Origin of the sequence: Mediterranea sp. ET5 (genome assembly GCF_023337025.1) — a bacterium.
Lineage (GTDB): Bacteria > Bacteroidota > Bacteroidia > Bacteroidales > Bacteroidaceae > Phocaeicola_A.
Genome location: NZ_JAMBLN010000024.1, coordinates 14,215 through 38,498, shown reverse-complemented (window position 1 = coordinate 38,498; position 24,284 = coordinate 14,215). Strand labels below are relative to the sequence as shown.

Genomic DNA, 24,284 nt, shown 5'->3' with positions numbered 1-24,284 from the left:
CAGGGTGAAGCCTCTTTCGTCCGGCTGTGGAGGAAGGAGCGCCTCAAGCGTTGTGACCCTCATGTATTCAACTTTCGCAAGTCCGGGTTCGGCAGGCAGGTCTGTTCACTGACGGCTTGTCCGCTGACGAGCGGGACGCATGCGAACTTAACCTGTACAAGTATGAAAAAAGAAAAGTTTCTGTTGTTTGTGTGGCTGGTGGCTGGCTCTGTCCTTGTCCAGGCACAGACGTTCCGTTTTGACTTCTCCACGGGGAAGAAGACGGAGAAGGGCTTCACCAAGGTGACGTCCGAGAGTGTCTATTCCGATGAGAAGGGCTATGGCTATGACCTCCAGCCTGCCTGGGACGGCAAGGGGAATGCTCCCTTCTTCTTTTCAGTCGAAGTGCCCGACGGCAACTATCGTGTGACGGTGACACTGGGCAGCCGGAAGTCGGCAGGCATGACGACTGTCCGTGGCGAGTCCCGTCGGTTGTTCCTCGAGAACATCCCGACACGGAAGGGGGAATTGCGTACCGAGTCCTTCACCGTCAACAAGCGGAACACACTGATAGCAGGCGACCGTCGGGTGAAAATCAAACCTCGCGAACGCAAGAAGCTCAACTGGGATGACAAGCTGACACTGGAGTTCAACGGAGACGCACCCCGCCTGCATTCGCTCGTCATCGAGCGGGTGGATGATGTGCCGACGGTGTTCCTCTGCGGCAACTCCACGGTTGTCGACAACGACAACGAACCGTGGGCAAGCTGGGGACAGATGATTCCCCGTTTTTTCACCGACAAGGTCTGCATCGCCAACTATGCCGAGTCGGGACTGGCTGCCAACACCTTCATCGCAGGCTTCCGTCTGGAGAAACTGCTCACCCAACTGAAGGCAGGCGACTATGTGCTGGTGGAGTTCGGACATAACGACCAGAAACAGCGCGGTCCCGGTATCGGTGCCTATTACTCCTTCTCCTATTACATCAAGCAGTTCATTGACGAGGCACGTTCCCGGGGCGCCTATCCCGTGCTGATTACACCGACGCGCCGTCGTCAGTTCTCTGCAGACGGGTACATCCTGGACACCCACGAGGATTATCCTGCCGCCATCCGCGACATTGCAGCCCGCGAACACCTGCCCCTCATCGACCTGCAGGAGATGACCAAGGTGCTCTGTGAGACACTGGGAGAGGAAAACTCCAGGCATCTCTATGTTCACTATCCTGCCAATACCTATCCCGGTCAGACCGGAGAGCTGAAGGACAACACCCACTTCAATGCCTTCGGTGCCTATGAAGTGGCGAAGTGTGTCATCGAAGGCATGAAGAAAGCCGGTCTGCCCCTAGTCCAATACCTGCGGAGTGACTACAAGAGTTTTGACCCCGCCCATCCTGACAGCTTCGAGGCATTCAAGTGGAGCCTCTCCCCGTTCACGGAGATTGAAAAGCCCGACGGAAACTGAGCCGGTGTCACCCTCTCCCTTTTGCGGAGAGGGTGCACCTGTCCCTGTCCATGTTTCCCCGACCGACGGAAGCTGTTCCCCCAGTTTGACAAAATGTCAAATGAATCCTTCTACAGTGCCCTTCTTCGCACCAAAATGCAGCTTCGTGCCCAAAACAGGCCTTCTCAAACGATTCGCAAAATACACATTGTCGGCTTTGTCCCTGTTCCGGTTGACCGACGGACGGAATAAAGTCTGCGGCATCTCTTTCTGATACCTGCCTTGGCTGTTCTCCTGCTCTTTTATTACCTTCTGATTTGTTGACACGGCACTTCTTCCAGAGAGTGAAACTCCGAATTTTTCTCTTTCATTTTCCAAAGATTTGACTTCCGGGCGCGAAACAATCGTGTTTGGGGCATGAAACTATATTGTTTGACGCCTCAAACTATATTGTTTGGCTCGCGAAACACTATTGTTCCGGGCACGTTTTGACAATATTCCGAAAACGAAATGTATAGTTTTCTAAAATCAAAGCCTTTTTCGGGCGTTTCTGTTAGCGTTCTTTTACATTCTCTCGCTGTTTTGTCTCTTTATTCAAGAATGCACGTTAGCTGAAAACGGGAAAATGGGAATTTGTGAAAGGCATAAGGGCGCTTTTGCTTGCAATGTGATTGCCGGATAGACATCTCACAGCTTTTCCAATGCTTCCCGTTGCTTCCGGGTAAGCGAGGCAACCACCAGGTCGTATGACTGCCTGACGAGCGAGCGTATCAGCGAGTCCGGTACATCCCTGTTGAAGCAGATGCTGAGCCAGTGCCGTTTGTTCATGTGATAACCGGGACGCATCCCTTCGTACCGTTCTTGCAGCTCTTCACTTTGTTCCGGGCGGCATTTGACGTTGCAGAAGTCAAATACATCCACGTTCACGAAGCAGAACCACTTGTCGCATACGCTGAACACCAGGAGGTTGCGGTCGTATTCCGTAGAGGCTTTTCCAAAAGGCATTTTTTCACTGACTCCCTTGAAGGAGAGACAATAAGTTCTGAAATCTTCTATATTCATAAGGGTTAGAATAAACTGTATCAGTGCGTATAGTGGGTTTTGTTGCAAAGATAGTGAGATAAGGAATGGAACGCTCTGTTTCCCGGAAAGATTGTCGCAGACCGCCGGATTGCCAACTCGTCTGAACAAAATGGCAGGCTGATGGCGTACGTCCGTTCCACGAGAGACACTTGGACTTACATTTATAAATTATTAAACCTTGCCGACGGACACAATTCAAATAAATGGCTAAATTTGCGAACAGAATTAGACAAAATGTAATCAAAATAGATAGACTATGAATTTCTTGACAAACGAAAAACTTACTATCGTAGGTGCAGCCGGCATGATCGGTTCAAACATGGCTCAAACAGCTATCATGATGGGTTTAACTTCAAACATCTGTCTGTATGACCCCTATGCTCCGGGTTTGGAAGGTGTGGCTGAAGAACTGTACCACTGCGGCTTTGAAGGTGTGAATGTGACTTTCACTTCTGACATCAAGGAAGCTTTGACCGGTGCTAAATATATCGTGAACTCAGGTGGTGCTGCCCGTAAGGCCGGTATGACCCGTGAGGATTTGTTGAAAGGTAATGCTGCTATTGCCGAAGAGTTCGGTAAGAACGTAAAGGCATACTGCCCCGATGTAAAACACATTGTGGTTATCTTCAACCCCGCTGACATCACCGGTTTGATTACCTTGTTATATTCCGGTTTGAAACCCTCTCAGGTGACTACACTTGCTGCCCTCGACTCAACCCGTCTGCGCAGCGAACTGGCAAAACACTTTGGTGTAGCCATGGATGCTGTTGAAAACTGCCGTACATACGGTGGTCACGGCGAGCAGATGGCTGTGTTTGCCTCTACTGCCAAGGTGAATGGCAAGCCGTTGACCGACATCATCGGTACCGATGCACTGACCAAAGAGCAATGGGCTGAAATCCAGCAGAAGGTGACCAAGGGTGGTGCCAACATCATCGCACTCCGCGGACGTTCTTCTTTCCAGAGCCCGGCATACGTTTCCATCGAGATGATTGCAGCTGCCATGGGTGGCAAGGCTTTCCGCTGGCCGGCAGGTACGTATGTTTCCAATGAAAAATACGACCACATCATGATGGCATGGGAAACTTCCATCACGGCTGATGGCTGCCACTGCAATGCCTTGAACGGAACTGCTGAAGAGCAGGCTGCTCTGGACAAGAGCTACGCTCACCTCTGCGAGTTGCGCGACGAAGTAATCGCCATGGGCGTTCTTCCTGCCATCTCCGAGTGGAATAAGCTGAACCCGAACATCAAATAAACTTGCATACTGTCGTTTTTGCAGATAGGGCTCCCGTCCGCCTCGCATGAGAGGCAGGCGGGAGCCTTTTTGCATCCTTTTTTCAGAAAAGTGAAGGAATGTTTTGTAAATAAGGAAAGTATATGTAATTTTGCGCCCACTTTGCAATGCATATAATTAATAACTAACTCTATAAAAACAAAAGCAAAATGATTGTAGTACCTGTAAAAGAAGGCGAAAACATTGAGAAAGCGCTGAAGAAGTTTAAGAGAAAATTTGAAAAGACCGGTGTCATCAAAGAGCTGAGAAGTAGACAACAGTATGACAAACCGTCTGTACTTAAAAGACTTAAGATGGAACATGCCATCTACGTACAGAAACTTCAGCAAACAGAAGAATAATTATTTCGCAAAATTCTTGAATTTATTGCCGAATTTCCATATATTCGTTGCTGAATTATAGTAGCAACGATTCTTATGTTGGTAGATTCTTTCTTGGAGTATCTTCGAGTGGAACGCAACTATTCACCGGACACGTTGTTGAGTTACGGGAATGACTTGCGGCAGTTTGAAGCATACTTCGCGAATGTGGATGCGGAGTTGACGTGGCAGACGATGGATGTGGATGTTGTCCGCCAATGGGTGATGACACTGATGGATGATGACTACACGGCAACTTCGGTGAACCGTAAGCTGAGTGCCTTGCGCTCATTCTACAGGTTCCTGCTTCTCCGAGGCTTGGTGACGAAGAATCCCATGCTGAAGATAGTCGGTCCGAAGAAGAAAAAGCCTTTGCCTGTTTTTGTGAAAGAGCAGGACATGGACAGACTTCTGGACGAGACACCGGACGAAGGCGACTTTGAAAGCGTTCGCGACCACTTGATTCTGGAGACCTTTTATCTGACGGGTATGCGTCAGGCCGAGCTCATCGGGCTGGATGACAAGGACGTCGATTTCAGTGCTTCCGTAATCAAGGTGACAGGAAAAAGAAACAAACAACGCCTGATCCCCTTTGGCGAAGAGCTTCGCCATGATGTGGAGGCCTATATCCAACTCAGAAACGAAGCTGTTCCGGTGCGCGACTCCGATGCCCTGTTTGTCAGGACGGACGGTCGGCGGCTATATCCCGGACTTGTGTATAATTTGGTGAAAAGAAGTTTGTCGGAAGTCGTTACGTTGAAGAAACGCAGTCCGCACGTATTACGGCATACATTTGCCACCTCGATGTTGAACCATGATGTCAATCTGGAAGTGGTGAAGGAACTGCTCGGACATGCGAGCCTGAAGACTACGGAAATCTATACGCACACGAGTTTCGAGGAACTGAAACAGATTTATAAACAAGCTCATCCTAGAGCCTAAAGAAAAGGAGGTTTATATGGAAATCAGAATTCAATCAATTCATTTTGATGCTTCGGAACAACTGCAAGCTTTTATCCAGAAGAAAGTTGCCAAGCTAGAGAAGTATTGCGATGAAATAAGAAAGGTAGAGGTGTCACTGAAAGTCGTGAAGCCCGAAACCGCCAAAAATAAGGAAGCGGGTATCAAGGTTTATGTACCCAATTCGGACCTGTATGCGGAGAAGGTTTGCGACACATTTGAAGAAGCCGTTGATTTGAGTTTGGATGCGCTGGCCAAGCAGTTACAGAAATTCAAGGAAAAACAGCGCGGTAAGTAAAAAAGTTCACAAAAGCTTTTGTGATTCAAAATAAATACCTAAATTTGCAGCCGTTTCACTAGGACTAGTGGAACGGCTATGCATAAACGCCTCTTTAGCTCAGTTGGCCAGAGCACGTGATTTGTAATCTCGGGGTCGTTGGTTCGAATCCGACAAGAGGCTCAGAAGAAACGGGCAAATACCAGAGTGGCCAAATGGGGCAGACTGTAAATCTGCTGGCTTACGCCTTCGGTGGTTCGAATCCATCTTTGCCCACAGGAAAAACGCGGAAGTAGCTCAGTTGGTAGAGCATTAGCTTCCCAAGCTGAGGGCCGCGGGTTCGAGTCCCGTCTTCCGCTCTTTTCTTTGTAATCCTGCTGTTATAGCTCAGTGGTAGAGCACTTCCTTGGTAAGGAAGAGGTCACGAGTTCAAGTCTCGTTAACAGCTCTTATAAATGCAGCTTATTTTTGAATTACTAATCGATAAAAAACAATAAAGCTATGGCTAAAGAGAAATTTGAACGTTCAAAACCGCACGTTAACATCGGTACGATCGGCCACGTTGACCACGGTAAGACTACTTTGACTGCTGCTATCACGACTGTGTTGGCAAAGAAAGGTCTTTCTGAAGTTAAGTCTTTCGATCAGATCGATAACGCTCCTGAAGAGAAGGAAAGAGGTATCACTATCAACACTTCTCACGTTGAATACCAAACTGCAAACCGTCACTACGCTCACGTAGACTGTCCGGGACACGCCGACTATGTGAAGAACATGGTAACTGGTGCCGCTCAGATGGATGGTGCTATCATCGTAGTTGCTGCAACCGACGGTCCGATGCCTCAGACTCGTGAGCACATCCTGTTGGCTCGTCAGGTAAACGTTCCTCGTTTGGTCGTATTCTTGAACAAGTGCGATATGGTTGATGATGAGGAAATGTTGGAATTGGTAGAAATGGAAATGCGTGAGCTCCTTTCGTTCTACGATTTCGACGGCGACAATACTCCTATCATCCGTGGTTCTGCCCTCGGTGCCTTGAACGGTGTTCCTGAATGGGAAGAGAAGATCATGGAGTTGATGGATGCTGTTGATACTTGGATTCCTCTGCCTCCGCGCGATGTTGATAAACCTTTCTTGATGCCGGTTGAAGACGTGTTCTCAATCACTGGTCGTGGTACTGTTGCTACTGGCCGTATTGAAACCGGTGTTGTTAAGGTTGGTGACGAAGTTGAAATCCTCGGTCTTGGTGAAGACAAGAAGACTGTTGTTACCGGTGTTGAAATGTTCCGCAAATTGTTGGATCAGGGTGAAGCCGGCGATAACGTAGGTCTGTTGCTCCGTGGTGTTGACAAGAACGAAATCAAACGTGGTATGGTTCTTTGCCACCCGGGTCAGGTTAAACCTCACTCTAAGTTCAAGGCAGAGGTTTATATCTTGAAGAAAGAGGAAGGTGGTCGTCACACTCCGTTCCACAACAAATATCGTCCTCAGTTCTACCTCCGTACCATGGACTGTACCGGTGAAATCACTTTGCCGGAAGGAACTGAAATGGTAATGCCGGGTGATAACGTAACTATCACTGTTGAGTTGATCTATCCGGTTGCATTGAACGTAGGTCTCCGCTTCGCTATCCGTGAAGGTGGTCGTACGGTAGGTGCAGGTCAGATTACTGAAATCCTCGACTAATCCATAAGAATAGAATAGGTAAACTCCCGACTGGTCCTAGTCGGGAGTTTATTTACGGGAATAGCTCAGTTGGTAGAGCACCGGTCTCCAAAACCGGGTGTCGGGAGTTCGAGCCTCTCTTCCCGTGCTAAATACAAAATGAATATGTTTAAGAGTTTAGTGAATTATTGTAAGGAATCTTATGACGAACTTGTCCATAAAGTGTCTTGGCCAACTCGTTCAGAACTTACTAACAGTGCGGTAGTTGTTTTATATGCTTCCCTGCTCATCGCGCTGGTGGTTTTCGCTATGGATTCTTTCTTCCAATGGGTTATGGAACTTGTCTACCCGCATTAATCTGAAAAAGTATGTCTGAGATTGAAAAGAAGTGGTACGTACTGCGTGCCGTCAGTGGAAAAGAAAGCAAGGTCAAGGAATATCTCGAGGCAGATATTCGCAACAGTGACCTGGGCGAGTATGTATCTCAGGTACTGATTCCGACCGAAAAAGTATACCAGGTTCGCAATGGTAAGAAGATTGTGAAGGAACGGAGCTATCTCCCCGGTTACGTTTTGGTGGAAGCAGCTTTGGTGGGTGAAGTCACTCATCATTTGAGAAACACTCCCAATGTGATTGGCTTCCTGGGTGGCATGGATAACCCGACTCCTTTGAGAACATCTGAAGTAAACCGTATCCTGGGTATCGTTGACGGACAACCGGAAATGGAGGAGAATATCCCCTATGAAATCGGTGAAACTGTCAAGGTGACGGAAGGTCCCTTCAGTGGTTTCAGCGGATTGATCGAAGAAGTGAACAGCGAAAAGAAGAAGCTGAAAGTGATGGTAAAGATATTCGGGCGTAAGACACCGCTTGAATTAGGCTTTATGCAAGTAGAGAAAGAATGACGTATCCTGTTACGTATGTCGTTCTTTACAATAAACATTTATATAAAACAAGAAGACAATGGCTAAAGAAGTTGCTGGATTAATCAAATTACAGATTAAAGGAGGCGCTGCAAATCCGTCACCTCCCGTAGGTCCTGCTTTGGGTTCCAAGGGAATCAACATCATGGAGTTTTGCAAGCAATTCAACGCCAGAACCCAGGACAAGGCAGGCAAGATTTTGCCTGTAATCATAACTTACTACACGGACAAGTCTTTTGATTTCGTAATCAAAACTCCTCCTGTAGCAATTCAATTGCTCGAAGCTGCCAAGATTAAGGGTGGTTCTGCAGAACCCAACCGTAAGAAGGTGGCTGAGCTGACTTGGGATCAAGTTCGCGCAATTGCTCAGGACAAGTTGGTAGACTTGAACTGCTTTACTGTAGAAGCTGCCATGACTATGGTTGCCGGTACAGCTAGAAGTATGGGTATCAGTATTAAAGGGGATTTCCCGGGTAATAACTAATAAACTTCAATTACAATGGGTAAACTGACAAAAAATCAAAAGTTGGCTGCATCGAAAATTGAAGCAGGGAAAGCATACTCACTGAAGGAAGCTGCAGAGTTGGTGAAGGAAGTGACCTATACCAAGTTCGACGCTTCACTCGATATTGATGTACGTCTAGGTGTAGACCCTCGTAAGGCAAACCAGATGGTGAGAGGTGTCGTTTCACTTCCTCACGGTACAGGTAAGGTTACAAGAGTCCTTGTTCTGTGTACACCGGATGCTGAAGCTGCTGCACAAGAGGCAGGCGCTGACTATGTTGGTCTTGATGAATATATCGAAAAGATCAAAGGTGGATGGACTGATGTTGACGTGATCATCACCATGCCGTCTATCATGGGTAAGATTGGTGCTCTGGGTCGTATCCTCGGTCCGCGTGGATTGATGCCGAACCCCAAGAGTGGCACTGTAACTATGGATGTTGCCAAGGCTGTCAGAGAGGTTAAGCAAGGTAAGATTGACTTCAAGGTAGACAAGAGCGGTATCGTTCACGCTTCCATCGGTAAGATTTCATTCTCTGCTGATGCAATCCGTGAGAATGCGAAAGAGTTCCTGGCTACAATCATCAAGCTGAAACCTGCTGCGGCTAAAGGTACATATATCAAGAGTATTTATCTTTCTAGTACAATGAGTCCGGGCATTAAGGTTGACCCGAAATCTGTAGAGGAAAACTAATAACAAGGAGGAATCATGAGAAAGGAAGATAAAAGTTTGATTATAACTCAGCTGGCTGAGACTGTAAAGGAATACGGACATTTCTACCTGGTTGATGTGACTGCCATGACGGCAGGTGAAACCGCAGCCTTGAGAAGAGAATGCTTCAAGCAGGAAATCAAGATGGTGGTTGTGAAGAACACGTTGCTTCACAAGGCCCTTGAGAGCTTGGAGGAAGATTACTCTCCGTTATATGATTGCTTGAAAGGTACCACTGCTGTATTGTTTGCCAATGTAGCAAATGCTCCCGCCAAGCTGCTCAAGAAAGTAGCTAAAGATGGCATTCCGGGCCTGAAAGCAGCTTATGCTGAGGAAAGCTTCTACGTAGGAGCTGATCAGTTGGATACTCTTACCAATATCAAGAGCAAGGACGAAGTTATCGCAGAAATCATTGCATTGCTGCAATCGCCCGCGAAGAACGTTATCTCTGCTCTTCAATCAGGTGGCAACACCCTTCACGGAGTTCTTAAGACTCTTGGTGAAAGACCCGAATAATTATCAAAATCAATTAGTAATAAACAATTAAAATCATACAAAAATGGCAGATTTGAAAGCTTTTGCAGAACAATTGGTTAACTTGACAGTAAAAGAAGTTAATGAACTGGCAACTATCCTGAAAGAAGAATATGGTATTGAACCTGCTGCTGCAGCTGTAGCAGTTGCTGCTGGTCCCGCTGCCGGTGGTGCCGCTGCTGCTGAAGAGAAGACTTCCTTCGACGTAGTGTTGAAGAGCGCAGGCGCAGCTAAATTGCAAGTCGTTAAGGCTGTGAAAGAAGCTTGCGGCCTTGGCTTGAAAGAAGCTAAAGACTTGGTAGACGGTGCTCCTAGCACAGTGAAGGCTGGTCTTGCTAAGGACGAAGCTGAATCTTTGAAGAAGACCTTGGAAGACGCTGGCGCTGAAGTTGAACTTAAATAAGAATAGCCTGAGTAATCAGGTAACTCGGTTAAGAACCTCACTACTTAGGGGTTCTTAACCTTTTTGTGTCTATAATTAAATTAAGTTCTACAAATTCATTAACAGATGTCTTCAAATACTGTAAATCAACGAGTTAATTTTGCTTCTATCAAAAATCCGATGCCTTATCCGGATTTCTTGGAAGTACAATTGAAGTCATTCCGCGACTTTTTGCAGCTGGATACGCCTCCTGAAATGCGTAAAAATGACGGCTTGTATAAGGTCTTTGCGGAGAACTTCCCCATTGCTGACACAAGAAATAATTTTGTTCTTGAGTTCTTGGACTACTACATTGACCCGCCCCGTTACTCTATCGCTGAATGTCTGGAGCGTGGACTGACATATAGTGTGCCCTTGAAAGCCAAACTGAAATTGTATTGTACTGACCCGGATCATGAGGATTTCGACACAGTGATACAGGATGTCTTCTTGGGCCCCATTCCTTACATGACGGATAATGGAACGTTCATTATCAATGGTGCCGAACGTGTTGTCGTTTCACAGCTGCACCGTTCGCCCGGCGTGTTCTTCGGACAGAGCGTACACGCCAATGGTACCCAACTTTATTCGGCACGTATCATCCCCTTCAAAGGTTCTTGGATTGAATTTGCCACAGACATCAACAATGTGATGTATGCTTACATCGACCGTAAGAAGAAATTGCCTGTCACCACGTTGTTGAGAGCTATCGGTTTTGAGAATGACAAGGATATTCTTGAAATCTTCAATTTGGCGGAAGAAGTCAAGGTCAACAAGACAACCTTAAAGAAATATATTGGGCGTAAGCTGGCTGCTCGTGTATTGAAGACATGGGTGGAAGACTTTGTAGACGAAGATACCGGCGAGGTGGTTTCCATTGAACGTAACGAGGTCATCATTGACCGTGAGACCATCTTGGAACAGGAGCACATTGATGAAATCATCGAATCGGGCGTATCCACGGTGCTGATTCATAAGGAAGAGGCTAACCAGTCGGACTACTCCATCATCTTCAATACGCTCCAGAAAGACCCGAGCAACTCGGAGAAGGAAGCCATCCTGTACATTTATCGTCAGTTGCGTAATGCTGACCCGGCTGATGATGCCAGTGCACGTGAGGTCATCAACAACCTGTTCTTCTCGGAGAAGAGATATGACTTGGGTGACGTAGGACGTTACAGAATCAACCGTAAGCTGAACCTCTCCACCGACATGGATGTCAGAGTGCTTACGAAAGAAGATATTATCGAAATCATCAAGTACCTTATCGAGCTTGTCAACTCGAAAGCCGTCGTTGATGATATCGACCACTTGAGCAACCGTCGTGTGCGTACGGTTGGTGAACAGCTCGCCAACCAGTTTGCCATCGGTCTGGCTCGTATGTCACGTACGATTCGTGAGCGCATGAACGTACGCGATAATGAGGTGTTTACTCCGACAGACCTGATCAATGCGAAGACGATTTCTTCGGTGATCAACTCCTTCTTCGGAACGAACGCCTTGTCACAGTTCATGGACCAGACAAACCCGCTGGCCGAGATTACCCACAAACGTCGTCTGTCTGCGTTGGGTCCCGGCGGTCTGTCGCGTGACCGTGCAGGATTCGAGGTGCGTGACGTGCACTATACCCACTACGGTCGTTTGTGTCCGATTGAAACACCGGAAGGACCGAACATCGGTTTGATTTCTTCGTTGTGTGTTTATGCTAAGATTAACGATCTGGGCTTCATCGAAACGCCTTACCGTAAAGTCGGTGACGGCAAGGTGGACCTGGATAACGAACATATTGTCTACCTGACTGCTGAAGAAGAGGAGAACAAGATTATTGCTCAGGGCAACGCGCCGTTGAATGACGACGGTACGTTCATCCGCAGCAAGGTCAAGGCTCGTCAGGATGCAGATTATCCGGTGGTTGAACCGGGACAGGTAGAACTGATGGATGTGTCGCCCCAGCAGATTGCCTCTATCGCAGCTTCGTTGATTCCCTTCTTGGAGCATGACGATGCGAACCGTGCATTGATGGGCTCGAACATGATGCGCCAGGCAGTACCTTTGCTCCGTACCGAGGCTCCGATTGTGGGTACCGGTATCGAGAAGCAGTTGTGTGAGGATTCCCGTACGCAGATTACAGCCGAGGGAGATGGTGTCATCGAGTTCGTGGATGCCACGACCATCCGTATCCTTTATGACCGGACGGAGGATGAAGAATTTGTAAGTTTCGAACCGGCCTTGAAGGAATACCGCATTCCCAAGTTCCGTCGTACGAACCAGAATATGACCATTGACTTGCGTCCGATTTGCGACAAGGGTCAACGTGTGAAGAAAGGCGATATCCTGACCGAGGGATACTCTACCGAGAACGGTGAGCTGGCTCTGGGTAAGAACCTGCTGGTGGCTTACATGCCTTGGAAGGGATATAACTATGAGGATGCCATCGTGCTGAACGAACGTGTTGTCCGTGAAGATATCCTGACATCCGTCCATGTGGAAGAGTTCTCATTGGAAGTGCGCGAGACCAAACGCGGTATGGAGGAATTGACTTCCGATATCCCCAACGTGAGCGAAGATGCCACCAAAGATTTGGATGAGAACGGTATCGTACGTGTCGGTGCACGCATCGAGCCGGGCGACATCCTGATTGGTAAGATTACGCCGAAGGGTGAGTCTGACCCCTCTCCGGAAGAGAAGCTGCTGCGCGCCATCTTTGGTGACAAGGCAGGTGACGTGAAGGATGCCTCGTTGAAGGCTTCTCCGTCGTTGAAGGGTGTGGTTATCGACAAACGCCTGTTCTCGCGTGCAATCAAGACCCGCAGCTCGAAGATGGCAGACAAGGCCCTGTTGCCGAAAATCGATGAAGAGTTTGATGCCAAGGTGGCTGACCTGAAGGGTATCCTGGTAGACAAGCTGATGACGTTGACCGACGGTCTGGTGTCACAGGGTGTGAAGGATTACCTGGGTACGGAAATCATTGCCAAGGGTGCCAAGTTTGTCCGTCGTGACCTGGAAGGCTTGGACTACACCGCCGTTCAGTTGAGCAAGTGGGTGGCTGATGAGCACAAGAGCGACATGATCCGCGACTTGATCATCAACTTCCTGAAGAAATACAAAGAGCTGGATGCAGAGTTGAAGCGCAAGAAGTTTGCCATCACAATCGGTGATGAACTTCCTGCCGGAATCGTGCAGATGGCGAAGGTCTATGTTGCCAAGAAGCGTAAGATCGGTGTCGGTGACAAGATGGCCGGACGTCACGGTAATAAGGGTATCGTGTCACGTGTGGTTCGTCAGGAAGACATGCCGTTCCTGGCAGATGGTACTCCGGTAGATATCGTACTGAACCCGCTGGGTGTGCCTTCGCGTATGAACATCGGACAGATTTTCGAGGCAGTTCTCGGACGTGCCGGCAAGCAGCTCGGTGTGAAGTTTGCAACACCGATTTTCGACGGTGCTACCCTGGATGACCTGAATGAATGGACCGATAAGGCTGGTCTGCCCCGCTATGGCAAGACGACCTTGTATGACGGTGGAACCGGTGAGGCATTTGACCAACAGGCAACCGTCGGTGTGACCTACATGCTGAAGCTCGGTCACATGGTTGAAGACAAGATGCACGCACGTTCCATTGGTCCGTACTCATTGATTACCCAACAGCCTTTGGGTGGTAAAGCACAGTTCGGTGGTCAGCGTTTCGGAGAAATGGAGGTTTGGGCACTTGAAGCCTTCGGTGCTGCCCATATCCTGCAAGAGATTTTGACCATTAAGTCCGATGATGTCGTTGGACGTTCGAAAGCTTATGAAGCCATTGTGAAGGGCGAGCCGATGCCTACCCCGGGTATCCCCGAATCGCTCAACGTATTGCTGCATGAGTTGAGAGGTCTGGCTTTGAGCATCACGCTGGAATAATCTGATATGTGATTGAGATTCGGAAGTGACGGGATCCTTCCGAATCCCAATCTTCTACCAATATACAACTCTTTAAACTCTTTACATTATAATCAAACAAGTATGGCTTTCAGAAAAGAAACAAAGATAAAGAGTAACTTTACTAAAATCTCCATCGGTTTGGCTTCTCCCGAAGAAATCCTTGAGAATTCGAGCGGCGAGGTGCTGAAACCTGAAACCATTAACTACCGTACTTACAAACCGGAACGCGACGGTCTGTTCTGCGAACGTATCTTCGGTCCGGTGAAAGACTATGAATGCCATTGCGGAAAGTACAAGCGTATCCGTTACAAGGGCATTGTCTGCGACCGTTGTGGTGTGGAAGTGACCGAGAAGAAAGTACGTCGTGAGCGTATGGGACACATCCAGCTCGTCGTTCCGGTGGCACATATCTGGTATTTCCGCTCATTGCCCAACAAGATTGGCTACCTGCTCGGATTGCCGACCAAAAAGCTTGATTCCATTATCTACTACGAACGTTACGTTGTCATTCAGCCGGGTGTGAAGGCTGAAGACGGCATCAACAAATATGACCTCCTCTCTGAAGAGGAATATCTGGACATTCTGGATACCCTTCCCCGGGAGAACCAGATGCTCGAAGACACTGACCCCAACAAGTTCATTGCTAAAATGGGTGCGGAAGCCATCTATGACCTGCTGGCTTCGCTGGACCTGGATGCACTGTCCTATGAGTTGCGCGACCGTGCCAACAGCGATTCTTCCCAACAGCGCAAGACGGAAGCCTTGAAACGTCTGCAGGTGGTTGAGTCGTTCCGTGCATCGCGTGGACGCAACAAGCCGGAGTGGATGATTATCCGCATCGTGCCGGTCATCCCGCCTGAATTGCGCCCCTTGGTTCCGTTGGATGGCGGACGTTTCGCCACTTCCGACTTGAACGACCTCTACCGTCGTGTCATCATCCGTAACAACCGTCTGAAACGTCTGATTGAGATTAAGGCACCTGAAGTCATTCTGCGTAACGAGAAGCGTATGCTCCAGGAGGCTGTGGATTCTCTGTTTGACAACTCCCGTAAGTCGAGTGCGGTGAAGACGGATGCCAACCGTCCGTTGAAATCACTCTCCGACAGCTTGAAGGGTAAGCAGGGACGTTTCCGTCAGAACCTGTTGGGTAAGCGTGTCGACTACTCCGCACGTTCGGTTATTGTCGTTGGTCCGGAGTTGAAGATGGGCGAGTGCGGTATTCCCAAGCTGATGGCTGCCGAACTCTACAAACCGTTCATCATCCGTAAGCTCATCGAGCGCGGTATCGTGAAGACCGTGAAGTCAGCCAAGAAGATTGTCGACCGCAAGGAACCGATTATCTGGGACATTCTGGAATATGTGATGAAGGGTCACCCGGTATTGCTCAACCGTGCGCCGACACTGCACCGTCTGGGTATCCAGGCATTCCAGCCGAAGATGATTGAAGGCAAGGCTATCCAGCTGCACCCGTTGGCATGTACGGCGTTCAACGCCGACTTCGACGGTGACCAGATGGCGGTCCACTTGCCGCTGAGCAACGAGGCTATCCTGGAAGCACAGATGCTGATGCTCCAGTCGCACAACATCCTCAACCCTGCCAACGGTGCGCCTATTACTGTGCCTGCACAGGATATGGTGCTTGGTCTGTACTACATCACCAAGCTGCGTAAGGGTGCCAAGGGCGAAGGCCTGATTTTCTATGGTCCGGAAGAAGCCTTGATTGCTTACAACGAGGGCAAGGTCGATATCCATGCTCCGGTGAAAGTCATCGTAGAAGACCTGGACGAGAATGGCAACATTGTCAAAGTGATGCGTGAGACTTCGGTTGGTCGTGTCATCTTCAATGAGATTGTTCCTGTTGAAGCCGGATTCATCAATACCATCATTTCGAAGAAATCTTTGCGCGACATCATCAGCGACGTAATCAAGCGCGTCGGTGTGGCACGTGCAGCCGACTTCCTGGATGGTATCAAGAACCTGGGTTACTACATGGCATTCAAGGGAGGTCTGTCGTTCAACTTGGGCGATATCATCATCCCGAAGGAGAAGGAAGAACTGGTAAAACGCGGAAACGAGGAGGTGGAGCAAATCATGATGAACTACAACATGGGTTTCATCACCGACAACGAACGTTACAACCAGGTCATCGATACATGGACACACGTCAACAACGACTTGTCGAACATCCTGATGAAGACCATTTCTGCCGACGACCAGGGTTTCAACTCCGTGTTCATGATGTTGGATTCCGGAGCCCGTGGTTCTAAAGAGCAGATTCGTCAGTTGTCCGGTATGCGTGGTTTGATGGCCAAGCCGCAGAAGGCCGGTGCAGAAGGTGCACAGATCATCGAGAACCCGATTCTTTCGAACTTTAAGGAAGGTTTGTCCGTGTTGGAGTACTTCATCTCTACCCACGGTGCCCGTAAGGGTTTGGCGGATACTGCATTGAAGACTGCCGATGCCGGATACCTGACTCGTCGTCTGGTCGATGTATCGCACGACGTGATTATCAATGAAGAAGACTGTGGAACACTCCGTGGCTTGGTATGCACCGCGTTGAAGAACAACGATGAGGTCATCGCTACCCTGTATGAACGCATCCTCGGACGTGTTTCCGTTCACGATATTATCCACCCGACTACGGGTGAACTCATTGTGGCAGCCGGTGAAGAAATCACCGAAGAGATTGCCCAGAAGATTGAAGACTCCCCGATTGAGAGCGTTGAAATTCGCTCGGTATTGACCTGTGAGTCCAAGAAGGGTGTGTGTGCGAAGTGCTACGGACGTAACCTCGCCACCAGCCGGATGGTACACAAGGGAGAGGCTGTCGGCGTCATCGCTGCACAGTCCATCGGTGAGCCGGGTACACAGTTGACACTGCGTACGTTCCACGCCGGTGGTATCGCCGGTAACTTGGCTGCCAATGCCAGCATCGTGGCAAAACATGACGCCCGTCTGGAGTTTGAGGAGCTGCGTACGGTGGATACCGTAGAAGAGACTGGTGAACCGGTGAAGATTGTCGTAGGCCGTCTGGCTGAAGTACGCTTCATCGACCCGAATACCAACATTGTACTCTCGACCCACAACGTGCCTTACGGCTCGAAGCTTTATGCCAACGACGGCGAAGTGGTAGAGAAAGGCAAGCTGATTGCCAAGTGGGATCCGTTCAACGCCGTAATCATCACCGAAGCTGCCGGTAAGATTGAGTTCGAATCGGTTATCGAAGGTGTGACTTACAAGGTGGAGTCGGACGAAGCTACCGGTCTGCGTGAAATCATCATCACCGAGTCGAAAGACAAGACCAAGGTGCCTTCCGTACGTATCATGTCTGAAGAAGGTTCGCTCATCCGTACGTATAACTTGCCGGTGGGCGGTCACGTGGTAGTCGAGAACGGCCAGACCGTGAAGCCGGGTGACATCCTTGTGAAGATTCCGCGTGCCGTAGGTAAGGCAGGCGATATCACCGGTGGTCTTCCCCGTGTTACCGAGTTGTTCGAAGCACGTAACCCGTCGAACCCCGCCGTGGTTTCTGAAATTGACGGTGAGGTGACCATGGGCAAGGTGAAACGTGGTAACCGTGAAATCATCGTGACCTCGAAGGTCGGTGATGTCCGCAAGTACCTCGTGCCGTTGTCCAAGCAGATCCTTGTTCAGGAGAACGACTATGTGCGTGCCGGTACGCCTTTGTCCGATGGTGCCATCACGCCGTCTGACATCCTTGCCATCAAGGGTCCCACGGCAGTACAGGAGTACATCGTCAATGAGGTACAGGATGTATACCGTCTGCAAGGTGTGAAGATCAACGACAAGCACTTCGAAATCATCGTGCGTCAGATGATGCGCAAGGTGGAAATCAACGAGCCGGGTGATACTCGCTTCCTGGAACAACAGATTGTCGACAAGTTCGAATTCATGGAAGAGAACGACCGCATCTGGGGCAAGAAAGTCGTTACCGATGCGGGTGACTCTGAGACACTCGTTCCGGGTCAGATTGTCACAGCACGCAAGCTGCGCGATGAGAACAGTATGCTGAAGCGCCGTGACCTCCGTCTCGTGCAAGTGCGCGACGCCGTGCCTGCTACCTCGACGCAGATTCTGCAAGGTATCACACGTGCCGCATTGCAGACTTCGAGCTTCATGTCAGCCGCTTCCTTCCAAGAGACGACCAAGGTGCTCAACGAAGCTGCCATTAACGGTAAGGTGGATAAGCTGGAAGGTATGAAGGAGAACGTTATCTGCGGTCACCTGATTCCTGCCGGTACGGGCTTGCGCGAGTATGACAAAATCATCGTAGGCTCGAAAGAGGAATACGACCGTATCCTTGCCAACCGCAAGAATGTGCTTGACTACAGCGAAGTGGAGTAACTCCCCACACCGCATACCGAGTTTGTGAAAACTCACGATTTACAGTAATATATTTGAAGACAGAAAGGCTGTCCCGTTCGTTCGGGGCAGCCTTTTTTAATCTGAATAGGCCATCGAACCGCTCAAAGTTCTTAATGACCGATTGGGGATTATCCGAAGAGCTCACGTAGTTCTTGGTTGGAAAGTTTGCCTATCCAGTTCTCACCGGAGGTTACAGTCCATTCGGCGAGATGCCGTTTCTCCTGAATCATCCGGTTTATTTTTTCCTCAAAAGTATTTCGGGTTATCAAGCGATGCACCTGTACATTCTTATGTTGCCCAATGCGGTAGGCACGGTCTGTAGCTTGTGCCTCTACAGCCGGGTTCCACCACAAATCATAATGGATGACGTGAGTGGCAGCTGTCAGATTTAGGCCAGTCCCTGCTGCTTTGAGTGAAAGGATGAATACCTGTTCGGTGCGGTCGTTTTGGAAACGAGTCACCATCGAGTTGCGTTGTTTGATGGTGCAACCGCCGTGATAGAACATCGGGGCTTGTCCCAAGCGCTCTTGTATGAAAGTCGACAACAGATTTCCCATTTCTTTGAATTGGGTGAAGATGAGCACCTTCTCATGACTCTCCACAATACTCTGTACCCAATCGAGGAGCCACATCGTCTTGCCTGAAAGTTCTGCCTTTCTGTTGTCATCTTTTAAGAACTGAGTGGGGTGGTTACAAATCTGCTTCAGGGCCATAATCATTTGGAGGATTAATCCCTGTCGTTTGAACATTGCCTGGGTGTCTTCTCCCTCCTTGATGTCTTCTATGCCTTTCATGGCCTCTTCCAAGGTCTGTTGGTAGAGTGCTGCCTGGCCGGGTGTCAGTAGGATATATTCATCATGTTCTATCTTGTCAGGCAAGTCGCTGATGATGGATTTGTCGGTTTTCAACCGTCGCATGATGAAGGGAGCCGTCACTTTCTTGAATCGTTCACAGACCTGCTGATCACCATGGCACTGGATGGGCTGTGCATATTGTGAACTAAATTGTTTCTCTGTCCCCAGATAGCCATGATTTACAAAGTCCATCAGTGTCCAAAATTCCGATAACCGATTCTCGACGGGTGTGCCACTCATGGCAATGTAGGTAGTTGCAGGAATGCTGCGTACTGCCTTGCTTTGGGCTGCCGTGTGATTCTTGATGTTTTGCGCTTCGTCAATGACCATGATTTCCCATCGCTCTTTCTTTATGAGGGCGGAATCCGAGCGTAGCACGCCATAGGATGTCAATAGGATATCAGTAGTGAATGTGTCAACAGAACGTTTTCCTCCGTGATACATCATGACCGACAATGAAGGAGCGAAACGCTTGATTTCCTGTTGCCAGTTGGTGAGCAATCCAGTAGGAGCCACTACCAGGGCCTTTTTCTGTACAAGTGCACCTTCCTGCTTTAATTTCAACAGCAATGTGATTACTTGCAAGGTCTTCCCCAATCCCATGTCATCAGCTATTATGGAGCCAAAGCCCAGTTGGAGGTTGCGGTACATCCACTCGTATCCTCGCTGTTGGTAAGGGCGAAGTGTTGCATGCAGATTGTCCGGAAGGGCTATTTCGCGCTGTTCCCTTAATCCTTGAATCAGCTGTTTCACTTCAGGGGTCAGTAAGACGGGTGCGGAATCATACTCGCCCGACAGAGCTACCTGTAGCATCTGTGCGGTGGACAGCGGTTTGCTTTCGTTGACTGTCTTCCGGATACGTGCCAAATCATTGGCATCGACATAGATGTATTGCTTCTTATAGCGGATAAGGCCTGAAGCATTGCCTAACAACTTCTCAAACTCTGAAGGCGGCAGGCAATCATCACCCAAGGCTATCTGCCAGTGGAAAGTCAGCAGGTCATCCAATCGGATAAATGCTCGGCTGTCCGTAGCGCGTTTTGACAACTGCACCGACACTTTGGGCCGTATCAGATGCTTCATGGATTGGGGAAGGAGGACTTTAGCCTGTAAGAGCTGTATGAAGGGGACTGTTTCAAAAAGGAAAGGAACGATATCCTGCATGGAGAGAAATACAGGTTCTGTCGCCCCTTCATTCATGTAAGCCGTAAGCTTGGGAATCTTCTTGGTCAAGACGGATAAATCTTTCAGAATCTCATAGCGGCTGGTTTCGTACTGTTTGTCTGACAGTATAACGGATAGCGGGATTGGCAAGGACTGTTGAGAGGAAGTATCCGTTACCTGGATGGACAAAGCAAATCCGTGTGAGGTCTCATCGACTTGGAGAAGCGGGCGGAAACGTTGATTCCCCATGAAAAGGCAATCTGTCCATGCTTTTATACCACCAGGAATGTTCTTCTCTCCGATTTGTGAGAATGATACAGGTCCTGTCCCGAAGAACAGGTTGCTGACTGGATGAATCAAAGTGGTGGGAGCAGCCCATGTCTGCACTTGTTTCAAGAAGAACGATGTCAGCCACAGTTCAGGATGTTCCACTGGCAGGGCTTGGTCGCCTTCTTGATACTCAACTAGACCTGCAGGCAGTACGCGGTCAAGCTCGGTCGAGCATCGGGAGACATATTCGTTCAGTGGCGTAGGTAGCCAGCGGACGACATAGCTCTGTTCCCGCAGGCTTACTATTTGGGGAACCACGGCTCCCATAGTCCACAGTCCAAGTGCCCACTGGGCTACCTGATAGAGTAGCTCCACTTCGGGTTGATAGCGACCCAGGTCATCAGGATTCAGGCTCAGCAGCGAGGCAAACAGTGTAGAGAAAGATATGGTTCGGGACTCATCCATAGCATTGTCTGACAACTGGGCGGAGGGCTGGTCGTGGTCATTGAAACGAACTTGTAACTTTGTGGATGGGTATATCGTTTCCTGTTGGTAAGCTTCGGGAGGTAGTGCCTGAACTCCGTACCTCTGGAGTTTTGCTGCTAACCGGCTGCACCGTTCCGTGCTCTTCTGGTAAATGGACAGGAAATCTCCAGCGTCATAAAATGCAGGGGACGGTTGCAATAGTTTGCATTGCAATTTCCCCATCGGAGGGAGGTTGGACATATCTGGCGTGAATCTTTCGGGCACTGAAGTCCTTTCTCTCTCTTTATCCGGATGCACCAATGTGTGCCATTCCACGGGAGACAGGAGCTCTTTCGTATCCAGACGAATGCCTCTGTCTCGTATCTCTTGTAGTAAATCGACCCCATGCAATTCGAAGATCAGGAAAGGATTGTTATCGATTTCCTGGCTCACCTTATAGATGGCTGCAGCAATGTGCTTGCACGGCACAGCCCAGTCCGGACAGCTACAACTCATTTTAAGGTCATTCCACGTCCGGGGAAACAGATTGAGATGAATCGATTGAGCTATCTGCAACAATGCTGGGTCCAGCTCACGATTCAACAGGCGTGAAAGGATCATGGGTTGGGAAAGTATATTGTTAATCAGTTGTTTCACTTTCGTAGGAGAACAAGGAGGAAGGGATAGGAGGACCTTGTATTTGCGTGTTCCTTGGACAGTCGCTTTGATTTCTCCTTTATTTTTATTGATTGCAAGCTTTGTTACAGCTCCTTTGCGTGCATACGAAGCCCCGCGTGGAATACGGTTGGCGTAGTCGATGTGCGTCAATGCACCCAGCCACTGTTCTCCCCACCAGGTTTTTCCAAAATTTCGTGCCATGGGTTCTTATTTTAGGTCTTATGGTTTTTATCAATATTCTTCGTCTCTCAGCCTGTTATTGATGGTTAGGTAGTAGGTCATTCCATCGATTGTGTTAAAAAGGTAAAGCTCCTGCCAATAAAAAACGCCAAGTAGTTAATGAATATCTACTCGGCGTTTTTATGAAGTGCGCTTGATAGGACTCGAACCTACACGTCGTAAGACACCAGATCCTAAGTCTGGCGCGGCTACCAATTACGCCACAAGCGCAGGAAGGCATATTACCTTATTTAGCGGTGCAAAGATAAACGGATTTTTCTTTATCACAAAGCCTTTTCATTCAAAATGCGGCGTGCGGTCTCGATTATCGTGTCTTTGCCGCGCCGCATGTCATCGGCACTCATGTCCACCTGCACATCCGGATCGATGCCGAACTCCAGGTGGTTCATCTGCGGGTCGTACATGGGGCTGGCGGAGAAACGGATGGACCACCCGTTGGGAAGTTCCGAGGAGAAGGGGAGACCAGAGCCGCCTCCCGTGCGGTCGCCCACGATGGTGATGTTCTCCAGTTGCTTCATGGTGTTGACAAAGTCGTTGGTGGCGCTGTAGGAGCTTCTGTTTGTCAGCACACAGACGGGCTTTTGCCAGCGCACGCTGCCCGATGGCTCCAGGTAGACCGGATAAGGTTCGGAGAAGTCGCTGTGCCCCGGACCGGTCTTGTGGCAGATGTAGCCGGTCAATACCTTCTTGTTGGTAAAGCGGGCGGCAATGCGGTCGGCGTTGGTCAGCTGGCCGCCGGAGTTGTTGCGTACGTCGATGATGAGCCCTTTGCAGATGGCGAGCTCCTGCAACATGTCGCTCAGGTTGCCGTTGCCCACGGCATCGCTGAAGCTCTCGTAGTAGATGTAGCCGATGTTGTCGTCGAGCACCTTGTACTTCAGTCCCGAGGCGATGTGGTAGTCCTTGCCGAGGTAGATGCGCTGAATGCTGTCGCTGAAGTTCTTCGGGTAGTCCTCGTACCAGTCCCAGTAACGTGCCACATCGAAGCCCGTGTAGAGATTGACGTGTCCGTCGCGCAGTTCGGCAAGCATCCGGTCGAACACATTGAACAGGTCCTTGTCCGTCATGTTGTCGACGATGTCGCGGCTGTAACGTTCGTGCACTTCGTCCCAGTCAAGCCCGTACTCCTGTGCCTTGTAGTCCAGGAAGCAGTACTGCTCGTCGATGGTGTGCCACAATGCCTCGAAGTTGCCCCGTGGGCTGTCGCTGTACGTTTCGGCGTCGATGCACGAGAACAATCCGAGAGTCAGCAGATAGAATAAGGTATGAAAAAGTCCATGTGAATGTTTCATGTTGCAGGAGGATTAGAACGGCAGTTGCTTGCGCAACGGGTCTTTGTGTTTGATGAGGTAGAAGTTCTTCACGAAGCCCACCATGAAGGCGTGGGAGTATGTGTGGCAGCGGATGTTGTTCACCTTCGACTGCTGGTAGTCGCCCAGATAGCCCACGCGGAGGGTCGTCCCTCCAACCGGGATGTCGAGGGTGAGCAGCTGACGCATCGACGGCTGGTTATGCAGGGAGGTGAACCGTACCACCTTGTCGTGGTTGCCCAGGGTGAAGATTTCGTAGTACGACTGTTGGTAACCCGGGGAGAACATCGCTCCCACGAAGGGGACGTTCACCTGGTAACGTACGGAGAAGGGCCGTCGTCCGATGCGGAACTTGTAGAACGCCATCGCCGAGGCAGTGAGGTTGATGTATGCCTTGGCCTGTGCCGGGTTGTTGGAGTTGCGCGTGTTGTAGATGAAGCCCAGGTTCCCGTCGCCCAGTCCGCCCACGAGGATACGCAGGTTCCCGTTTATCGGGAAGTGGTAGTGCAGTCCGTAGGTCCAGTTCACCATCCCGGCGAACTCGCTGCCGGAGCCGGACCGGTTCTCGGTGTAGGCGAGGTTGCTCTGCACCATGCTTTGGGTGGAGACACGTCCGCCGAACAGCTTGGTCATGCGCATGCGTTCGTGCAGGAAGCGTCCTTCGATGCCCGCATATTCGGCGGGGGACAGGTAGGTGTCCAGTATCTGTGTGTAGCCGACGCCCACCAGCGTGGAGCGTGTCACGAAGTGGTTGATGGGGAGGCTGTCGTTCTCTTGACTCAGCGCGGAGACCGCCCAGGTGAAGAGGATGGCGAGGAGCAGGATACTACGTCTCATGG

Annotated in this window: 19 protein-coding genes and 6 tRNA genes; 19 read left to right on the top strand and 6 right to left on the bottom strand. The window is 49.6% G+C overall.

Features of this window, described 5'->3' with window-relative positions; translation table 11 throughout:
• Window positions 1-162: 162 nt before the first annotated feature.
• On the top strand, window positions 163-1,443 hold the full coding sequence (locus M3087_RS12715; protein ID WP_249096295.1) for a rhamnogalacturonan acetylesterase: 1,281 nt from the start codon (window positions 163-165) through the stop codon (window positions 1,441-1,443).
• 96 nt (window positions 1,444-1,539) lie between these two features.
• Here the strand turns inward: M3087_RS12715 and M3087_RS12710 are convergent, their stop codons facing one another.
• Both M3087_RS12710 and M3087_RS12705 read right to left on the bottom strand, forming a co-directional pair.
• Entirely contained in the window at window positions 1,540-1,800 is a 261-nt protein-coding gene (locus M3087_RS12710) for a hypothetical protein (RefSeq protein ID WP_249096293.1), read from the bottom strand.
• Between the two features lie 309 nt (window positions 1,801-2,109).
• A complete protein-coding gene (locus M3087_RS12705; protein WP_249096291.1) occupies window positions 2,110-2,484 on the bottom strand; it encodes an MmcQ/YjbR family DNA-binding protein in 375 nt (124 codons plus the stop codon).
• 277 nt (window positions 2,485-2,761) lie between these two features.
• On the opposite strand from M3087_RS12705, the gene M3087_RS12700 reads away from it, so the two are divergent.
• The 18 genes from M3087_RS12700 to rpoC all read left to right on the top strand — a co-directional run bounded on the left by M3087_RS12700 (window position 2,762) and on the right by rpoC (window position 18,443).
• Window positions 2,762-3,763, top strand: a complete 1,002-nt coding sequence (locus M3087_RS12700; RefSeq protein WP_022383523.1) for a malate dehydrogenase — start codon at window positions 2,762-2,764, stop codon at window positions 3,761-3,763.
• 188 nt (window positions 3,764-3,951) lie between these two features.
• Entirely contained in the window at window positions 3,952-4,143 is a 192-nt protein-coding gene (rpsU, locus tag M3087_RS12695; RefSeq protein WP_022383525.1) for a 30S ribosomal protein S21, read from the top strand.
• A gap of 75 nt (window positions 4,144-4,218) precedes the next feature.
• On the top strand, window positions 4,219-5,103 hold the full coding sequence (locus M3087_RS12690) for a tyrosine recombinase XerC (protein WP_249096288.1): 885 nt from the start codon (window positions 4,219-4,221) through the stop codon (window positions 5,101-5,103).
• A 16-nt stretch (window positions 5,104-5,119) separates the two neighbouring features.
• Window positions 5,120-5,419 carry a ribosome hibernation-promoting factor, HPF/YfiA family gene (hpf, locus tag M3087_RS12685; protein WP_022383527.1) on the top strand — a complete coding sequence of 100 codons (300 nt, stop codon included), beginning with the start codon at window positions 5,120-5,122 and terminating at the stop codon, window positions 5,417-5,419.
• Between the two features lie 88 nt (window positions 5,420-5,507).
• Window positions 5,508-5,581, top strand: a tRNA-Thr gene (locus M3087_RS12680).
• 10 nt (window positions 5,582-5,591) lie between these two features.
• Window positions 5,592-5,674 (top strand) — tRNA-Tyr (locus M3087_RS12675).
• A gap of 10 nt (window positions 5,675-5,684) precedes the next feature.
• Window positions 5,685-5,757 (top strand) — tRNA-Gly (locus tag M3087_RS12670).
• Window positions 5,758-5,774: 17 nt separating this feature from the next.
• Window positions 5,775-5,846: transfer RNA gene (locus M3087_RS12665), tRNA-Thr, on the top strand.
• Window positions 5,847-5,899: 53 nt separating this feature from the next.
• On the top strand, window positions 5,900-7,084 hold the full coding sequence (tuf, locus tag M3087_RS12660) for an elongation factor Tu (protein WP_022383528.1): 1,185 nt from the start codon (window positions 5,900-5,902) through the stop codon (window positions 7,082-7,084).
• Between the two features lie 54 nt (window positions 7,085-7,138).
• Window positions 7,139-7,211: transfer RNA gene (locus tag M3087_RS12655), tRNA-Trp, on the top strand.
• Window positions 7,212-7,222: 11 nt separating this feature from the next.
• On the top strand, window positions 7,223-7,420 hold the full coding sequence (gene secE / locus M3087_RS14435; RefSeq protein ID WP_106483624.1) for a preprotein translocase subunit SecE: 198 nt from the start codon (window positions 7,223-7,225) through the stop codon (window positions 7,418-7,420).
• Between the two features lie 11 nt (window positions 7,421-7,431).
• Window positions 7,432-7,968: a transcription termination/antitermination protein NusG gene (nusG, locus tag M3087_RS12650; RefSeq protein ID WP_022383530.1), complete on the top strand. Its 537-nt coding sequence runs from the start codon at window positions 7,432-7,434 to the stop codon at window positions 7,966-7,968.
• Window positions 7,969-8,026: 58 nt separating this feature from the next.
• Window positions 8,027-8,470 carry a 50S ribosomal protein L11 gene (gene rplK, locus M3087_RS12645; RefSeq protein WP_106483623.1) on the top strand — a complete coding sequence of 148 codons (444 nt, stop codon included), beginning with the start codon at window positions 8,027-8,029 and terminating at the stop codon, window positions 8,468-8,470.
• A 15-nt stretch (window positions 8,471-8,485) separates the two neighbouring features.
• The gene (rplA, locus tag M3087_RS12640) at window positions 8,486-9,184 is read left to right on the top strand and encodes a 50S ribosomal protein L1 (RefSeq protein ID WP_022383532.1); all 699 of its coding nucleotides are present in this window, start codon (window positions 8,486-8,488) and stop codon (window positions 9,182-9,184) included.
• A 15-nt stretch (window positions 9,185-9,199) separates the two neighbouring features.
• Window positions 9,200-9,718, top strand: a complete 519-nt coding sequence (rplJ, locus tag M3087_RS12635) for a 50S ribosomal protein L10 (RefSeq protein ID WP_022383533.1) — start codon at window positions 9,200-9,202, stop codon at window positions 9,716-9,718.
• Between the two features lie 43 nt (window positions 9,719-9,761).
• Complete coding sequence (gene rplL, locus M3087_RS12630; RefSeq protein ID WP_022383534.1) at window positions 9,762-10,139, top strand: 50S ribosomal protein L7/L12; 378 nt, start codon at window positions 9,762-9,764, stop codon at window positions 10,137-10,139.
• Window positions 10,140-10,244: 105 nt separating this feature from the next.
• Window positions 10,245-14,057 (top strand): DNA-directed RNA polymerase subunit beta, encoded by a 3,813-nt coding sequence (rpoB, locus tag M3087_RS12625; protein WP_022383535.1) that lies wholly within the window; start codon window positions 10,245-10,247, stop codon window positions 14,055-14,057.
• Window positions 14,058-14,159: 102 nt separating this feature from the next.
• Window positions 14,160-18,443 carry a DNA-directed RNA polymerase subunit beta' gene (gene rpoC / locus M3087_RS12620; protein ID WP_022383536.1) on the top strand — a complete coding sequence of 1,428 codons (4,284 nt, stop codon included), beginning with the start codon at window positions 14,160-14,162 and terminating at the stop codon, window positions 18,441-18,443.
• 149 nt (window positions 18,444-18,592) lie between these two features.
• Here rpoC and M3087_RS12615 read toward each other — a convergent pair whose 3' ends face one another.
• The 4 genes from M3087_RS12615 to M3087_RS12600 form a co-directional block, all read right to left on the bottom strand.
• On the bottom strand, window positions 18,593-22,096 hold the full coding sequence (locus M3087_RS12615; RefSeq protein WP_249096285.1) for an SNF2-related protein: 3,504 nt from the start codon (window positions 22,094-22,096) through the stop codon (window positions 18,593-18,595).
• 167 nt (window positions 22,097-22,263) lie between these two features.
• Window positions 22,264-22,345, bottom strand: a tRNA-Leu gene (locus M3087_RS12610).
• 53 nt (window positions 22,346-22,398) lie between these two features.
• Window positions 22,399-23,427 (bottom strand): S41 family peptidase, encoded by a 1,029-nt coding sequence (locus M3087_RS12605; RefSeq protein WP_022383538.1) that lies wholly within the window; start codon window positions 23,425-23,427, stop codon window positions 22,399-22,401.
• 12 nt (window positions 23,428-23,439) lie between these two features.
• Window positions 23,440-24,282, bottom strand: coding sequence for a DUF3316 domain-containing protein (locus M3087_RS12600; RefSeq protein ID WP_022383539.1), 843 nt, complete (start codon window positions 24,280-24,282; stop codon window positions 23,440-23,442).
• Window positions 24,283-24,284: the final 2 nt, after the last annotated feature.

Excerpts from the sequence above, each read along its gene's own strand:
- M3087_RS12715 (WP_249096295.1), top strand. The coding sequence starts at position 163 with ATGAAAAAAGAAAAGTTTCTGTTGTTTGTGTGGCTGGTGGCTGGCTCT.
- M3087_RS12705 (WP_249096291.1), bottom strand. The coding sequence starts at position 2,484 with ATGAATATAGAAGATTTCAGAACTTATTGTCTCTCCTTCAAGGGAGTC.
- M3087_RS12700 (WP_022383523.1), top strand. The coding sequence starts at position 2,762 with ATGAATTTCTTGACAAACGAAAAACTTACTATCGTAGGTGCAGCCGGC.
- rpsU (WP_022383525.1), top strand. The coding sequence starts at position 3,952 with ATGATTGTAGTACCTGTAAAAGAAGGCGAAAACATTGAGAAAGCGCTG.
- M3087_RS12690 (WP_249096288.1), top strand. The coding sequence starts at position 4,219 with ATGTTGGTAGATTCTTTCTTGGAGTATCTTCGAGTGGAACGCAACTAT.
- hpf (WP_022383527.1), top strand. The coding sequence starts at position 5,120 with ATGGAAATCAGAATTCAATCAATTCATTTTGATGCTTCGGAACAACTG.
- tuf (WP_022383528.1), top strand. The coding sequence starts at position 5,900 with ATGGCTAAAGAGAAATTTGAACGTTCAAAACCGCACGTTAACATCGGT.
- secE (WP_106483624.1), top strand. The coding sequence starts at position 7,223 with ATGAATATGTTTAAGAGTTTAGTGAATTATTGTAAGGAATCTTATGAC.
- nusG (WP_022383530.1), top strand. The coding sequence starts at position 7,432 with ATGTCTGAGATTGAAAAGAAGTGGTACGTACTGCGTGCCGTCAGTGGA.
- rplK (WP_106483623.1), top strand. The coding sequence starts at position 8,027 with ATGGCTAAAGAAGTTGCTGGATTAATCAAATTACAGATTAAAGGAGGC.
- rplA (WP_022383532.1), top strand. The coding sequence starts at position 8,486 with ATGGGTAAACTGACAAAAAATCAAAAGTTGGCTGCATCGAAAATTGAA.
- rplJ (WP_022383533.1), top strand. The coding sequence starts at position 9,200 with ATGAGAAAGGAAGATAAAAGTTTGATTATAACTCAGCTGGCTGAGACT.
- rplL (WP_022383534.1), top strand. The coding sequence starts at position 9,762 with ATGGCAGATTTGAAAGCTTTTGCAGAACAATTGGTTAACTTGACAGTA.
- rpoB (WP_022383535.1), top strand. The coding sequence starts at position 10,245 with ATGTCTTCAAATACTGTAAATCAACGAGTTAATTTTGCTTCTATCAAA.
- rpoC (WP_022383536.1), top strand. The coding sequence starts at position 14,160 with ATGGCTTTCAGAAAAGAAACAAAGATAAAGAGTAACTTTACTAAAATC.
- M3087_RS12615 (WP_249096285.1), bottom strand. The coding sequence starts at position 22,096 with ATGGCACGAAATTTTGGAAAAACCTGGTGGGGAGAACAGTGGCTGGGT.
- M3087_RS12605 (WP_022383538.1), bottom strand. The coding sequence starts at position 23,427 with ATGAAACATTCACATGGACTTTTTCATACCTTATTCTATCTGCTGACT.
- M3087_RS12600 (WP_022383539.1), bottom strand. The coding sequence starts at position 24,282 with ATGAGACGTAGTATCCTGCTCCTCGCCATCCTCTTCACCTGGGCGGTC.